Here is a 13,867-nt window from a genome sequence, read left to right as displayed (position 1 = left end):
CTCCCCAGCTGCCGGGTCGGCGTCTCCTACACCCCATGAGACGGGGTACGGGCGGTTTCATTACGCGGGTTCCGGAAAAATCTCGAGGATGGTCGAAAACGGCCCCCGTCCAGGGGAATACGCCGTGAGATCGCGCCCGGGGGTGGCGGTGGCGGACGATCCGGAGGAAGATGTCCGGAGGCCTGCGAACCCGAACGCGGGCCTGCCAGCGGCCACCGCGAACCGAAGCGGTGATCGGCATGCCTGACGACCGGACACGACCCGCGAATGACGACTGACGACACCATCCCCGACGCCGAGGGCTCGGCGACCCCGGACGCCGACCTCGTGCTGAGGTCGCGCTCGGGCGACCAGCAGGCGTACGGGGAGCTGTGGCGCCGTCACTACCGTTCGGGGATCGTCGCCGCACGGTCGATCACGTCGAGCATCGACTCCGACGACCTCGTGCAGGAGGCGTACGCGAAGATCCTGCAGTCGATCCAGCGCGGCAACGGCCCGACGGGATCGTTCCGCGCATATCTCTTCACGACCATCCGCAACATCGCGGCGTCGTGGGGGCGCGCGCCGTCGGCCGCGACGAGCGACTTCCTCGACGAGGTCGAGGATCCGGAGTCGACCGAGGCGGCGACCGACGAGGCACTCGACCGGAGCCTCACGCACAGCGCGTTCCGCAGCCTGCCGACGAGGTGGCAGGAGGTGCTCTGGTACACCGAGATCGAGCAGATGAAACCGGGCGAGATCGCGCCGCTGCTCGGGATGAAGGCGGCCGCCGTGTCGCAGCTCGCGTTCCGGGCGCGCGAAGGCCTGCGGGAGGCGTGGATCCAGGCGCACATCGCCTCCGTCGACGCCGGGTCAGAGCACGCCTGGACGATCGAGCGTCTCGGAGCGCATACCCGCGGCAACCTCGGCGCACGAGACAGGGCGAAGATGGACGCCCATCTCGCGGAGTGCGCGCGATGCGCGATCGTCGCGTCGGAGGCGAAGGAGGTCGGCAGCCGGCTCGCGCTCGTGCTGCTGCCGCTCGCGATGGGCGCCGCAGGTGCGACGTCGTATCTCGCCTCGCTGCAGCGGGACGAGGCGGCGTACATCGCCCTTGCGGCCATGCCGTCGTCGGTATACGAGGGCGCCGTCGTGGTGGCAGGCGGCGCTGTCGGCGCGGGCGGAGTCGTGGGCGCGGCCGGAGCGGATGGCGCGGCGAAGGCGCTCGCGGGCGCGGGCGCCGCATCGGGATCGGGCGGCGGCGGTGCCGCGACGAACCCTGCGTGGACCATCGGCGGGATCGTCGGGGCCGGTGTCGCGGCGGCCGCCGTGGCCGGAGCTGTGCTGGCCGCGACGCTGACGGGCGGCTTCGGAGGCTCGGCGAGCGAGGCCGCATCGTCGTTCGACGACCCGGCGCAGCAGGATGCGTCGATCGAGGCGTCGGACGAGCTCATGACCGAAGCGGAGGAGGTCGTCGAGCCCCCGATCGCGACGCCCGAGCCGAGTGCGACGCCGTCGGCGACGCCCTCCGCCAGCCCGTCGGCCTCGCCGACGCTGGCGCCCGTGCCGCCCGCCGCGCCGACGGCGGCGCCGACTTCCGAGCCGACCGCTGAGCCGACTCCGACCGAGCCCGCCGCCCCCGTCGTGCCCGATCCCGTGCCGACGGCCTCGCCCACGGCCTCTCCGTCGCCCGCGCCGACTCCGTCGGCATCGCCGTCGCCATCCCCTTCCGAGTCGCCCGCGCCGTCCGAGGCTGCGGCTGCGCCGATCGCGCTCGAGGACGCGTCCGTCGTCGATGCCGCGCGGCGGATCGTGTCGCTGGAGCTGTCGGGCGAGCCCGACGAGACGGTGACGGTCGCGACGGGCGAGGCGTCGCCCGTGTCGACGGTGTCGTCGGCGCGGATGATGTCGTTCTTCACGACGCTGTCGGGTTCGCTCGGCACGGCGTCGTTCTCGGATGACGGTCTCGCCGAGCTGCAGGTGGAGCTGACTGCCGCGCAGGTGGCCGAGGATGTGGACGTCGTCGTCTCCTACACCGAGGTCGAGGGCGACGCGCTAAGGTTCACGCTGTCGGCGGCCGGAGTGCGGGATCCGCTGCTCGCGGCGGTCGCGCCCACCCCGAAGCCGAGCCCGACCGCGACGGCGGAGCCGAGCCCGACGGCGACGGTCACGCCGGAGCCGAGCCCGACGGCGACGCTCACGCCGATGCCGGAGCCGACGATCACCACGACGCCGGAGCCGACCCCGACGCCGACCCCGACAGTCACGCCGACGCCGACCCCGACGGTCACTCCGCCCATCGAGACCCCTGCCCCGATCGCATCGCTCAGCGTGGAAGGGGGAACGGTCCTCGACAAGAACGCCGGACGGGTCGAGATCGAGGTGCGCGGAGAACGCAAGTACGACGTCGCGGTCTATGTCGGCGACAGCGCCGCTCCCGCGGATGCGGTCGAGCTGCGCGGCAACGGAAGCGGCGAACTCGAGTTCTCCCTCGGCGCGGGCCAGGCCGTCGCGGACCTGCCGATCCGCGTCGCGTACACCGGCGAGGGTCTGAGCGAACTGGATGCCACGACGACGCTGGGTGCGCTCATCGACATCGATGACGTCGCGATCGATGCCGATATCCATGTCGACGTCGACCCATTGTCAATCGACGGCGCTACGAAGTCCGCGAACTTGCGCATTTCAGGTGAGCCGGGCGCCATCGTTCTCATCTCTCCTGAAGAGAGCGTCGTCGAGAGCGTGGTAACCCTAGGCGACGACGGCGAGGCCCTCTCGACACTCGTCCTGTCCGAGACCGAAGTGCGCTCGGGACTCATGCTGACCGTCGCGTACACGGCTCCCCATGCGGTGGGAGACGAACGCACGCTCTCAGTTGCCGATCTCGGGCTGCAGTCGCTGCTCGACGAGGATCTTGTTCTCGGTCAAGCCACGCGGGACGCTAACGAGCAGTCGTTCACTGTCCTCATCCCCGTTCACGGCGAACCAGGTGCGCTTGTCAGGGCATCCGTCGACGGAGGGACATCGATTCACGTGACGCTCGACGACAGCGGGTCGGGCGAGCTGGCGTACGCCCCCGTGTTGGCGCCTGACGAGTTGGAGCTCGCGATCGACTCAGTCATAGCAGCCGAGTACGAGGAGTCGTCGGTGTGGGGACTCTCCGCATCCGCGCATCTGACCGAGCTCGGAGTAGATGGTCTGATCCCCGCGGTCACGCCTGTTGAAATATCACCGATCTCCCCTGCCGCCGCGTCCTCGTCTGAAGGCGACAACGTCACGATCACCCTGCCGGTGGGGGGAAAGCCCGGCGCGCATGTCTCGCTTTTCTACAAGGGCGAACTCGCAGCCGACGGCGTTTTCGATGAGGACGGTCGCTCGGAGCTCACCTTCACACGGGGTCGGCTGGCTCTCGTCCACGACTATGACTTGTTCGACGATATCGTCGAGGTTCGATACGACTTCGCGCACTTCGGAGCCCCGCTTGCCGGCAGCGAGGCTTCGCCGCTTCTGATGTTCGACGTCTGGCCCGAGCTCGTGGGTCCGATTGTTTTCGGATAGCCGCGACGCATGGCTACGCTCGCCTTTCGTGACCGAACACCCGTACGGGCCCGAATGGGTGCGCCGTGATGCGATCGCGGCCGACGGCATCCGGCTCGCGTACTGGAGCGCCGGCGAGGGCCATCCGCTGATCCTCATCGCGGGTCAGGCGGTCGACCACCGGTCATGGCAGATCGCCGGTCCGATGCTGCTGCCGGGGCGCCGTGTGATCGTGTTCGACCACCGCGGCATCGGCGACAGCGAGCTCGGCGACGCCGATCGCTTCACGACGCGCCTGTTCGCCGACGACATCGTGCGCATCCTCGACGACGCCGCAGTCGAACGCGCCGACGTGCTGGGCCACTCGATGGGCGGTCGCGTGGCGCAGTGGCTCGCGGCCGATCATCCCGACCGTGTCAGACGGCTCGTGCTCGCGTCGACCTCGGCCGGCGACGCGCACGGGACGCGCCGGACCGATGAGGTCGACCGCGCCATTCGCTCCCCCGACCCCGAGGTGGTCGCGAGCGTGTTCTGGGACGAGTCGGGTCGCGACCTCGTCCGGCTGCTCGCCGTGGGGCGCGACCGCACGGCGCTCGCTCGGCACCATCGCGCGAGCCGGCACCACGACTCCCTCGCGGACCTGTCGCGCATCTCCGCGCCGACGCTCGTCCTGCACGGGGAGCACGACGAGCTCACCCCGGTCGACAACGCGCGCATCCTCGACGAGCACATCCCGACCGCGCGGCTGACGATCGTCAAGGGGGCCCGCCACGGCATCGTGCTGGATGGCGGCCTCGGCCTGCAGATCGCCGACCGGTTCCTGCGCCGCGGCCTCCCGAGCTGACGCGTCACCTCCCCCGCCCGCGCCATCCGCGATAGCGTCGGCGACATGACCGCTCCGCTCCGCATCGCCGTCACGGGTGCCGCCGGCCAGATCGGCTACAGCCTGCTCTTCCGACTCGCCGCAGGCGCGCTCGGCCCGCGCGACGTCGATCTGCGCCTCCTCGAGGTGACGCCGGCTCTCGAGAAGGCCGAAGGGGTCGCCATGGAGCTCGTCGACGGCGCCTTCCCGCAGCTCGCGGGTCTCGCCCTCACCGACGACCCGCGCGTCGCGTTCGACGGCGCCGACCTCGCGCTCCTCGTCGGCGCCCGGCCCCGCACGGCCGGCATGACGCGCGCGGACCTGCTCTCCGCCAACGGCGCCATCTTCACCGCCCAGGGCCGCGCGCTGAACGATGCGGCGGGCGACGCCGTCCGCGTGCTCGTGACGGGCAACCCCGCGAACACGAACGCGCTCATCACCCAGCAGAACGCGCCGGACGTCCCCGCCGACCGCTTCAGCGCGCTCACGCGGCTCGATCACAACCGCGCCGTCGCCCAGCTCGCGCAGAAGACCGGTTCGCCCGTCCGCGCCATCACGCGCCTCGCGATCTGGGGCAATCACTCCGCGACGCAGTACGCCGACCTCTCGCACGCCCTCGTCGACGGCCGCCCCGCCCGCGACCTCGTCGACCGCGCCTGGGTCGAGGACGACTTCCTCCCCACGGTCGCGAACCGCGGGACCGCGGTCATCCAGGCGCGAGGCTCCTCCTCGGCCGCCTCCGCCGCGAGCGCGACGATCGACGCCGCGCGCGACTGGCTGAACGGAACCGGTCCGCACGACTGGACCTCGATGGCGGTCGTGTCGGACGGCTCCTACGGCGTCCCCGAGGGACTCGTGTCGTCGTTCCCCGTGACGACGTCGGATGGCCGCTGGGCGATCGTCCCCGACCTCGCGATCGACGGCTTCTCGCGGTCGCGCATCGATGCGTCGGTCGCGGAGCTCGCAGCCGAGCGTGAGGCCGTCCGCGAGCTCGGGCTCATCCCGCGTTGACAGCAGCGCTGCGCACGAACCGCGACACGTCGCCGCGACGTGAGCGCACGAGACTCAGCCCTGCGCGCTCGAGCAGCCGAGGCAGCCGCCCGGCCAATCCCGGAAGGGTGGCCGACCGGCCCGCGAGGGGTCTTGCGAGCCCGACGAGCAGCGAGACGTCGACGCCGGCGCCGCGCACCTCGACTCGCGCGTAATCCGACGACGGACGCCACACGATCTCGTCGACGTCCGCGTACGCCATCCGGAGCGTCATGGCCCCCGCTTCGAGGATGAGCCCCTCTCTCGCCATCGCGATCCGGCACGTCACCGTCCGGCGCCGCAACGACGCCCGCAGGACCGCGTAGGCCGGAAGCGCGATGAGCACCCCGACGGCGATCACCGTGACCCGCGCGCCCGCCCGCAGCAGCACGCCGTCGAGCGCGATGACGAGCAGGGCCGCTCCGATGCCGCCGGCCAGCACCGTCACGAGGATGAGCGCGACGAGGGTGCGCATCCGCAGGGGGATGGCCGCGAAGCGGGCCTGCGCGCCGTCGGCCGTCTCCTCCCACCCCGGAGCGACTGGGTGGCTCGCCGCCACGCGGCCGCCATCCGCCGTCAGCGCCGCCGCCCTGTGCCGAACAGCCCCCGGATGACGCTGTTGACGAGCGTGGTGGCGGCGGACCCGACGACGCGCTCCACGACGCGGTCCGTGCTCGTGCGCGTCTGTCGCTTCGTCGTCGAGCGCCCCGTCGTCGCCTTCAGCAGCCGGTCGTACTCCTTCTGCGCCTTCTTCTCGATCGCGGCCCGCTGCTTCTCGTACTCCGCATCGGTCCTGGCCTTCTCGAGCGCCGCCTCCTCCGCCTCGGCCGCCGCGGAGGCGGCGTTCATCTTCGCGGTGAGCATCTCGTAGGCCGACTCCCGATCGACCCGCTCGCCGTAGGCGGCGAGCAGCGGGGAAGCGGCCACGGCCGCCTCGACCGTCGCAGCGGGCGACGCGTCCATGAGCCCCTGCGGAGCCCGCATCCGCGTCCACGCGACCGGCGTCGGCGCGCCCTTCTCGCTCATCACGGTGACGATCGCCTCGCCCGTGCCGAGCTCCTGCAGCACGCGCTCGAGCTCGTATCCCGAGGTCGGATAGGTGCCGACCGTCGCGCGCAGCGCCTTCGCGTCGTCGGGCGTGAACGCGCGCAGCGCGTGCTGCACGCGCGAGCCGAGCTGCCCGAGCACGTCGCCGTGCACATCCTTCGGGGTCTGCGTCACGAAGAAGACGCCGACCCCCTTCGACCGGATGAGCCGCACGGTCTGGGTGATCGCCGCGAGGAAGTCCTTCGAGACGTCGCGGAACAGCAGGTGCGCTTCGTCGAAGAAGAACACGAGCTTCGGCTTGTCGGCGTCGCCCACCTCGGGCAGCAGCTCGAACAGCTCGGCCAGCAGGTACATGAGGAACGTCGAGAACAGCTGCGGGCGGTCCACGACGCCCGGCACCTCGAGCAGCGAGACGATGCCGCGGCCATCCGGAGCCGTCCGGAGGAAGTCCTGCACGTCGAACTCGGGTTCGCCGAAGAAGACGTCGGCGCCGCCCTCCGCGAACGCGACGAGCTCGCGCAGGATCACCCCGGCGGTCGCCGCCGAGATGCCGCCGATGCCCTTCAGCTCGCCCTTTCCCTCGTCGCTCGTCAGGTACTGCAGGACGGCGCGGAGGTCGGCGAGGTCGACGAGCGGAAGCCCCTTCTCGTCGGCGTAGTGGAACACGAGCCCGAGGCTCGACTCCTGGGTGTCGTTGAGCCCGAGCACCTTCGACAGCAGCAGCGGCCCGAAGCCCGTCACCGTGGCCCGTACGGGAACGCCCGTTCCGAGACCGCCGAGCGCGAAGTACTCCACGGCGGCCGCCTCGGGCTCCCACTCCTGCCCGATCGCCTTCGTGCGGGCGAGCAGCTTGTCGCTCGAGGCGCCCGGCGACGCCATCCCCGTGAGGTCGCCCTTGATGTCGGCGGCGAACACGGGTACGCCCTTCGCGGCGAGCTGCTCGGCCAGTCCCTGCAGCGTGCGCGTCTTTCCCGTGCCCGTCGCCCCCGCGACGAGCCCGTGGCGGTTCAGCATCGGCAGCGGGATGCGCACCTGGACATCGGCCCGCGGCTCCCCGTTCACGAGCGCCCCGAGGTCGAGCGTCTCCCCCGCGAACGCGTACCCGTCGCGGATGCGCTGCACCTCGGCGTCGTCGAGCGGGCCCTCGGACGGCGCCGGCTCGGAGGCTCGCGGATCGGATGGCGTCGGCGCGGAAGACGAGGAGGCGGACGCGCGCTCGGCGGGCGCGGGCTGGGATGGCTGCTCCGAGGAGGCGGGCTCGGGTGGCGCCGGCACGGAGGACGAGGAGCCCGACGGAGCTGCGGGCGTGCCGGCGCGGGCCGCGTTCGCTGCCGCGGCCTCCGCCGCCGCGAGCGCGGCTCGGGCCTCCGCCGCTTTCAACGCGGCATCCGCCACGGCGGCCTCGGCACGGAGTCTCTCGAGTTCGGCGGCAGCGGCGTCGGGCGCGTTCTCGGCACTCATGGGCACAGCCTAGCCAGGGTGCGGCGCCGATCCGCCGGACACGATGCAGGAGATCCGGGCCGTGCCCCGCCCGACCATGCCGGCACCCCGCGGGCGTCGCCGCCCCGCGACGCCGGATCTCCTGCGCCGTGTCCGCACCGGACTGCCGGGCCGGCGCCGCCGCGCCCCCGGACCCATGCCCTCCGCCGACCTCGGCGCGCGCCCGCCCGCGGGCCTCACCCCCGCAGGGCGCGGAGCCGCTGCTCCTCCGCGTCGAGCGGTGCGTGCAGCAGCGCGGCGAGCACGAGCGCGACCCCCACGCCGATGAGGGCGCCGCCGAGGGTGTCGCTCGCCCAGTGCGCGGAGAGGTAGGTGCGGGCGAAGGCCATCGACAGCGTCCAGACGACCGCGATGGCGGCCATCCACCACCGGTCGACGATCATCCACAGCGCGAAGACGACCGTCGCGGCGTTCGCGACGTGCCCCGACGGGAACGAGCCCTCGTCGACGATGACGAGGATGTCCTCCGGTCGCTCCCGCCCGAACAGCGCCTTGAGCAGCTGCACGAGCGCTGCGCTCGCCGCCGTGGCGAGCGCGAAGTACAGGGCACCCGCCCGCCGACGCCGGATGAGCAGCACTGCGGCCGCGGCGAGCGGCACGACGAGGATGGCCCACCAGCCGCCGCCGACCTCGTCGAGCAGGAGCGAGAACGCCAGTCGCGCGCCCGGCGGCGGATCGGCGAGCACACCGGCCCACCACGTGTCGATCGCGAACGGGATGCCGTGGAGCATCGTCGCGTAGCCGAGGGCCGCCGCCGCGACGAGCAGCCCGAGCCCCCACCATCCCTCTGCTCTGCGCGACAGCCTCATCGCCTCATTGTGCCCGCTGCGCACCGAAGCGACCGCTCAATCGGCCAGCTGCCCGAGCGAGCGCGGTCGCACGACCACCCACAGCGACAGCACCGCGATCGCCGCGCAGCCGACCATGACGACCGCCATCGTCGTGCCCGTGATCCCCGACGCCGCCGAGATGAGCCCGACGACGGGCGAGATCACGCCGGCGATGCCGTTGTTGGTCGCCCCGAGGATCGACGCCGCCGTTCCCGCCGCCTCGGGATGCCGGTCGAGCGCGAGCACCTGCGCGCACGGGAAGGTGAAACCGCACGTCGACATGAAGACGAACAGGGGGACGACGATGCCCCAGACGCCGAGGCCGAGCTGGTCGCACACGATGATCGCCGTGGCCGACACCAGCAGCGAAGCGGTCGACCAGGCCAGCACCCACTGCGGTCCGAACCGTGCCGCCAGCCGCGCGGCGATCTGGTTCCCGATGACGAGCCCGATCGAGTTCGCCGCGAACAGCAGGCCGTACTGCACCTGCGTGAAGCCGTAGGTCTCCTGGAAGAGGAACGACGACGCGGAGAGGTAGGAGAACAGCCCCGAGAACGTCATGGCGCCGATGACGAGCACGCCCAGGAAGACGCGGTCCGTGAGGACGACCCGGTAGCGGTGCAGCACCGACACGGTCTCGTGCGACGTCCGATCCGCCGCGGGGCGCGTCTCGGGAAGCGCGAGGATCGCGCAGACGAGCATCACGACGCCGTACGCGGCCAGCACGATGAAGATGCCCCGCCACGGGATGACGGCGAGCAGCGCCGAGCCGATGAGCGGCGCCGCGACCGGCGCGACGCCTGTCACGAGCGCGAGCCGCGAGAGCATCACGACGAGGCGCCGACCGCCGAACAGGTCGCGCACCATCGCCATCGCGACGACGCCGCCCGCCGCCGCGCCCACCCCCATGAGCACGCGCGCAGCGCCCAGCAGGGCGAGCGACGGCGCGAACGCGGCCGCCATGCTCGCGATGACGTGCAGCGCCGTCACGACGAGCAGGGGGACGCGCCGGCCGACCTTGTCGCTCAGCGGCCCCACGACGAGCTGGCCGAGCGCGAACCCGATCATGGTCCCCGTCAGGGTGAGCTGGATGGCCGCGCTCGTCGTGTCGAAGTCGCGCTCGAGCAGGGGGAACGCCGGCAGGTAGAGGTCGATCGTGAACGGCCCGAGCGCCGTGAGCGCGCCGAGCAGCAGCACGTAGATGAGGCGCCGACGGCTCGAGAGGGCATCGCCCCGATGCGTGGGCGGCAGCTCGCCCGCCGCGGCGCGCGCAGCGTCCGGGAGGCGGAACGACCCCGTGGGGACGGGGATGACGCCCGTCGCGGTGGGGATGATCCCGGTACGGGGGTGGGCGGAGTCGTGCTCGTCGTGGGTCATCGTGAGGCGTCGGCGCTTTCGCAGATGGGGGGGGAGAAAAGAAAGAGGTCCCGGACACCGCTTCCTCGACAGGCGATGGGGACTCATCCGATCCTAGGCCCGCGGCCAGGCGATGCATAGGGGAGAAAGCCAGGATCGTCGCGCGGTTCTCCCAGGCACGGCGTCCATGCGCCCGCATAGGATCGAGGCGTGTCGACGCAGAAGCGCCCCCAGCGGTCGAGCGGCAACCCCGCCAAGCAGGCCGAGATCAACCAGTCAGTGAAGCAGCAGCGCGAGGCGAAGCGCCAGGAGAAGCTGGCCGAGTACCAGCGGCAGCTCCAGAAGCGCCAGCGCGGCAAGGTCGTCTGGTGGACGGTCGGCTCGGTCGCCGCGGTGGCCGTCGTCGGCGCCATCGTGGCCTCCATCGTGTTCACGCCGCAGTCGAACCGCGTGACGTACACGGCCGGCGGCGACGGCGTGGAGATCGAAGGCGTCGAGACGTTCTCGAACACCAACACGCACGTCGAGGGGACGGTCGACTACGAGCAGACCCCGCCTGCCGGCGGCCCCCACAACCCGTACTGGCTGAACTGCGGCGTCTACACCGAGCCGCAGACGAACGAGAACGCCGTCCACTCGATGGAGCACGGCGCCGTGTGGGTCACCTACGACCCCGAGCTCGTGGACGAGGAGGGCGTCGCGACGCTCGAGAGCTACCTGCCCTCGAGCTACGCCATCCTCTCGCCCTACCCCGACCTCGGCACCGCGGTCGCCGTGAGCGCATGGAACGCGCAGCTGAAGCTCGACTCGGTCGACGACGAGCGCATCCCCGAGTTCTTCGAGGAGTACTGGCGCAACCAGGACGTCCCGGAGCCGAACGCCGTCTGCACGGGCGCCATCGACGGCCCCGGCAAGACCGCCTGACGGCGTCATGAGCGACCCCGTCGAGCGACCAGGGCGCCCGGGCATCCCCTGGCTGCTCGCTGTCGTCGCGATCGTGCTCGTGGGCGCGCTCGCGTTCGCCATCGGCCGCTTCTCGACGTTCGGCCTCCTCTCCGAGGCCACGGGGGCGACAGCCGGGCCGAACGCGGCAGACGCCGGCTTCGCCCGCGACATGCAGGTGCATCACTCGCAGGCCGTGGAGATGGCGATGATCGAGTACCGCTCGACCGCCGACGAGGAGCTGCGCGTGCTCGCCTACGACATCGCGACGGCCCAGGCGGGGCAGCGCGGCGAGATGTACGGCTGGCTCGTGGGATGGGGCCTGCCGCAGTCGGGAGATCCGCTCATGTCGTGGATGTCGGGCACGGGCCACGACCACGGGGCGGGCGCCGAGGCGACAACGGCCGAGCTCGAGGCCGCCATGGGGATGGCGGACGACGACGAGATGGCGCGGCTGCAGGAGGCGTCCGGAACCACGCAGGACTGCCTGTTCCTCGACCTCATGATCCGGCACCACGCCGGCGCCATCGAGATGACGGACGCCGTCGTCGAGCTCGGCAGCGACCCGCGCGTCATCGACACCGCGCGGCACATGGGACAGAACCAGACCGCGGAGATCGCGGCGATGCAGGACATCCAGGAGCGCCTCGGCTGCTCTGCGTGACGCCGGACACGACGAAGGGCCCGCCTCGCGGCGGGCCCTTCGTCGTGCCTCAGCCCTTCGCCGAGCCCGCGAGCAGGCCCCGCACGAAGTAGCGCTGCAGGAAGAGGAACACCAGCAGCGGAACGATGATCGCGATGAACGCGCCCGCCGTGAGGAGGTGCCAGTCCTGACCGCGCGAGCCCGTCATCTGGGCGAGCAGCTTCGTGACGGGCGCCACGTTGCCGTCCGCGAAGATGAGGGCGACGAGCAGGTCGTTCCACACCCAGAGGAACTGGAAGATGGCGAACGACGCGATCGCCGGCATCGACAGCGGCAGCACGATGCGGAAGAAGATCTGCCCGTGCCCCGCGCCGTCCACCTTCGCCGCCTCGATCACGTCGGCGGGGATCTGGGCGATGAAGTTGTGCAGCAGGAAGATCGCGAGCGGCAGGCCGAAGATCGTGTGCGCGATCCACACCTGCGCGTAGCCCGACGACCCCACCGCCTGGATCACCTCGACGCCGAACAGCGTGCCCTGCGAGAACAGCTGCAGGAGCGGGATGAACGCCATCTGGATGGGGACGATCTGCAGCGCGAACACGAGGACGAACAGCACGTTCTTGCCGCGGAAGTCCATCCACGCGAAGCCGTACGCCGCGAGCGTCGCGATGATGAGCGGGATGATCGACGCCGGCAGCGTGATCGCGAACGAGTTCACGAACGCGCTCAGCATCGTGAGGCCGCCCGTCGAGGTGCCGAGCGCCTCGACGTAGTTGTCGAACGTCCAGCCCCAGTTCTCGAAGACGGTCCACCATCCCGTCGTCTGGATCTCCACGCGCGGACGGAACGACGAGATGAAGACGCCGAACGTCGGGATGGTCCAGATCACGGCGATCACGAGGGCCGCGACCGTCGCCCACGGGTTGGTGAGCCGGCGCTTGGTGTCGCTCAGCGCGCGCTTCCTCGACGGCTTCCCTGCCGTCGTGACGAGCTCCGTCGCGGTCATCAGCGCACCTCCCTCTGTGCCTTGAGCTGACGGGCGTTGTAGATGACGAGCGGCAGCACGAGCACGAACAGCACGACGGCGTACGCCGCGGACCGCCCGGCCTCGAAGCTGCGGAACTGCGAGTACATCTCGTTCGCGAGGACCGAGGTGTTGTTCGCGCCCGCCGTCATCGTGCGCACGATGTCGAAGATCTTCATCGACGCGATGGCGATCGTGGTCAGCACGACGACGATCGACGCCCGGATGCCCGGCACGACGACGTTCATGAACCGCTCGAACGCGTTCGCGCCGTCGAGCTCCGCCGCCTCCAGCTGCTCGGCCGGGACCCCCTTGATCGCCGCCGAGAGCACGACCATCGCGAAGCCCGTGTAGATCCAGACGAAGACGATGATGAGGAACAGCGTGTTCCACGGCTCCACCTGCAGGAACGGCACGGGCGAGCCGCCCAGCCAGACGAGGATCTGGTTGACGAAGCCGATCTGCTCGGCATCGGCCGGGCGGGCGGTGTACATGAAGCGCCAGATGATCGACGCCCCCACGAACGAGATCGCCATCGGCAGGAACACGAGGATCTTGTAGATCTTCTCCCCGCGGGTCTTGTCGATGAAGTACGCGTACACGAGGCCGATCACGGTCGAGACCACGGGCGCCACGAGCACCCAGACGATCGTGTTGACGACCGTGCGGATGCCCTGCGGCTGCGTGAAGATCCAGATGAAGTTGTCCAGCCCCACGAAGCGGTTGCCCGCCGCGTTGAACATCGACTGCCCGAACGTCTGGATGACGGGGAAGACGAGTCCGATGAGCAGGAGGATGAGCGCGGGCGCGAGGAATCCGACCAGCTGGAAGAGGTAGCCCGCCCCCTGCTTCGACCGGTAGTCGAGCCAGAAGAAGAGGAGGCCGAGCGCGCCCGCCGCGAGGATGGCCCACCAGTACGACTGGAGGATCCACAGGATCGCGAGGGGGAAGAGAACGCACGCGGCGAGCCGGATGACGGTGTACATCCGGCCCGCGCGCGGCGCGATCTCGATGAAGAAGAGCAGCACGCCCACCGCGAGCAGGAACACCCCGATGATGATCGGGATCTCGAGCCACGGCGAGAGGGTGCTCAGCCAGTCGAGGAAGGCTTTCATGGC

Annotated in this window: 11 protein-coding genes; 5 read left to right on the top strand and 6 right to left on the bottom strand. The window is 70.9% G+C overall.

Annotation, left to right across the window (positions count from 1 at the left end):
* The first annotated feature begins 267 nt into the window (after positions 1–267).
* Genes ABD998_RS14470 through ABD998_RS14460 form a run of 3 tightly spaced genes read left to right on the top strand, consistent with a single transcriptional unit; the run spans position 268 to position 5,389 of the window.
* Positions 268–3,537 (top strand): sigma-70 family RNA polymerase sigma factor, encoded by a 3,270-nt coding sequence (locus ABD998_RS14470; RefSeq protein ID WP_345440537.1) that lies wholly within the window; start codon positions 268–270, stop codon positions 3,535–3,537.
* Between the two features lie 28 nt (positions 3,538–3,565).
* The gene (locus ABD998_RS14465) at positions 3,566–4,360 is read left to right on the top strand and encodes an alpha/beta fold hydrolase (RefSeq protein ID WP_345440534.1); all 795 of its coding nucleotides are present in this window, start codon (positions 3,566–3,568) and stop codon (positions 4,358–4,360) included.
* 45 nt (positions 4,361–4,405) lie between these two features.
* Positions 4,406–5,389 carry a malate dehydrogenase gene (locus ABD998_RS14460; protein WP_345440532.1) on the top strand — a complete coding sequence of 328 codons (984 nt, stop codon included), beginning with the start codon at positions 4,406–4,408 and terminating at the stop codon, positions 5,387–5,389.
* On the opposite strand, the gene ABD998_RS14455 is transcribed toward ABD998_RS14460, so the two are convergent.
* From ABD998_RS14455 to ABD998_RS14440, 4 genes are all read right to left on the bottom strand, one after another.
* A complete protein-coding gene (locus ABD998_RS14455) occupies positions 5,376–5,966 on the bottom strand; it encodes a hypothetical protein (RefSeq protein WP_345440530.1) in 591 nt (196 codons plus the stop codon). The two genes, ABD998_RS14460 and ABD998_RS14455, sit on opposite strands and share 14 nt — an antisense overlap.
* Positions 5,967–5,983: 17 nt before the next feature.
* Positions 5,984–7,915: a helicase HerA-like domain-containing protein gene (locus tag ABD998_RS14450; RefSeq protein ID WP_345440528.1), complete on the bottom strand. Its 1,932-nt coding sequence runs from the start codon at positions 7,913–7,915 to the stop codon at positions 5,984–5,986.
* Between the two features lie 215 nt (positions 7,916–8,130).
* Complete coding sequence (locus ABD998_RS14445; RefSeq protein ID WP_345440525.1) at positions 8,131–8,763, bottom strand: phosphatase PAP2 family protein; 633 nt, start codon at positions 8,761–8,763, stop codon at positions 8,131–8,133.
* A gap of 36 nt (positions 8,764–8,799) precedes the next feature.
* Complete coding sequence (locus ABD998_RS14440; protein WP_345440522.1) at positions 8,800–10,161, bottom strand: multidrug effflux MFS transporter; 1,362 nt, start codon at positions 10,159–10,161, stop codon at positions 8,800–8,802.
* 189 nt (positions 10,162–10,350) lie between these two features.
* Here ABD998_RS14440 and ABD998_RS14435 point away from each other — a divergent pair, with 189 nt between their 5' ends.
* On the top strand, positions 10,351–11,064 hold the full coding sequence (locus ABD998_RS14435) for a DUF3105 domain-containing protein (RefSeq protein ID WP_345440519.1): 714 nt from the start codon (positions 10,351–10,353) through the stop codon (positions 11,062–11,064).
* A gap of 7 nt (positions 11,065–11,071) precedes the next feature.
* Positions 11,072–11,746 (top strand): DUF305 domain-containing protein, encoded by a 675-nt coding sequence (locus ABD998_RS14430; protein WP_345440516.1) that lies wholly within the window; start codon positions 11,072–11,074, stop codon positions 11,744–11,746.
* Between the two features lie 49 nt (positions 11,747–11,795).
* Here ABD998_RS14430 and ABD998_RS14425 read toward each other — a convergent pair whose 3' ends face one another.
* Positions 11,796–12,731 carry a carbohydrate ABC transporter permease gene (locus tag ABD998_RS14425; RefSeq protein WP_345440513.1) on the bottom strand — a complete coding sequence of 312 codons (936 nt, stop codon included), beginning with the start codon at positions 12,729–12,731 and terminating at the stop codon, positions 11,796–11,798.
* On the bottom strand, positions 12,731–13,864 hold the full coding sequence (locus ABD998_RS14420) for a carbohydrate ABC transporter permease (RefSeq protein ID WP_345440510.1): 1,134 nt from the start codon (positions 13,862–13,864) through the stop codon (positions 12,731–12,733). Before ABD998_RS14420 ends, ABD998_RS14425 begins: the two co-directional genes overlap by 1 nt.
* Between the last annotated feature and the right edge of the window lie 3 nt (positions 13,865–13,867).

The organism is Microbacterium gilvum, from assembly GCF_039543865.1.
GTDB lineage: Bacteria > Actinomycetota > Actinomycetes > Actinomycetales > Microbacteriaceae > Microbacterium > Microbacterium gilvum.
This window is presented reverse-complemented; position numbering and strand designations above follow the sequence as displayed.

Excerpts from the sequence above, each read along its gene's own strand:
- ABD998_RS14470 (WP_345440537.1), top strand. The coding sequence starts at position 268 with ATGACGACTGACGACACCATCCCCGACGCCGAGGGCTCGGCGACCCCG.
- ABD998_RS14460 (WP_345440532.1), top strand. The coding sequence starts at position 4,406 with ATGACCGCTCCGCTCCGCATCGCCGTCACGGGTGCCGCCGGCCAGATC.
- ABD998_RS14450 (WP_345440528.1), bottom strand. The coding sequence starts at position 7,915 with ATGAGTGCCGAGAACGCGCCCGACGCCGCTGCCGCCGAACTCGAGAGA.
- ABD998_RS14445 (WP_345440525.1), bottom strand. The coding sequence starts at position 8,763 with ATGAGGCTGTCGCGCAGAGCAGAGGGATGGTGGGGGCTCGGGCTGCTC.
- ABD998_RS14440 (WP_345440522.1), bottom strand. The coding sequence starts at position 10,161 with ATGACCCACGACGAGCACGACTCCGCCCACCCCCGTACCGGGATCATC.
- ABD998_RS14430 (WP_345440516.1), top strand. The coding sequence starts at position 11,072 with ATGAGCGACCCCGTCGAGCGACCAGGGCGCCCGGGCATCCCCTGGCTG.
- ABD998_RS14425 (WP_345440513.1), bottom strand. The coding sequence starts at position 12,731 with ATGACCGCGACGGAGCTCGTCACGACGGCAGGGAAGCCGTCGAGGAAG.
- ABD998_RS14420 (WP_345440510.1), bottom strand. The coding sequence starts at position 13,864 with ATGAAAGCCTTCCTCGACTGGCTGAGCACCCTCTCGCCGTGGCTCGAG.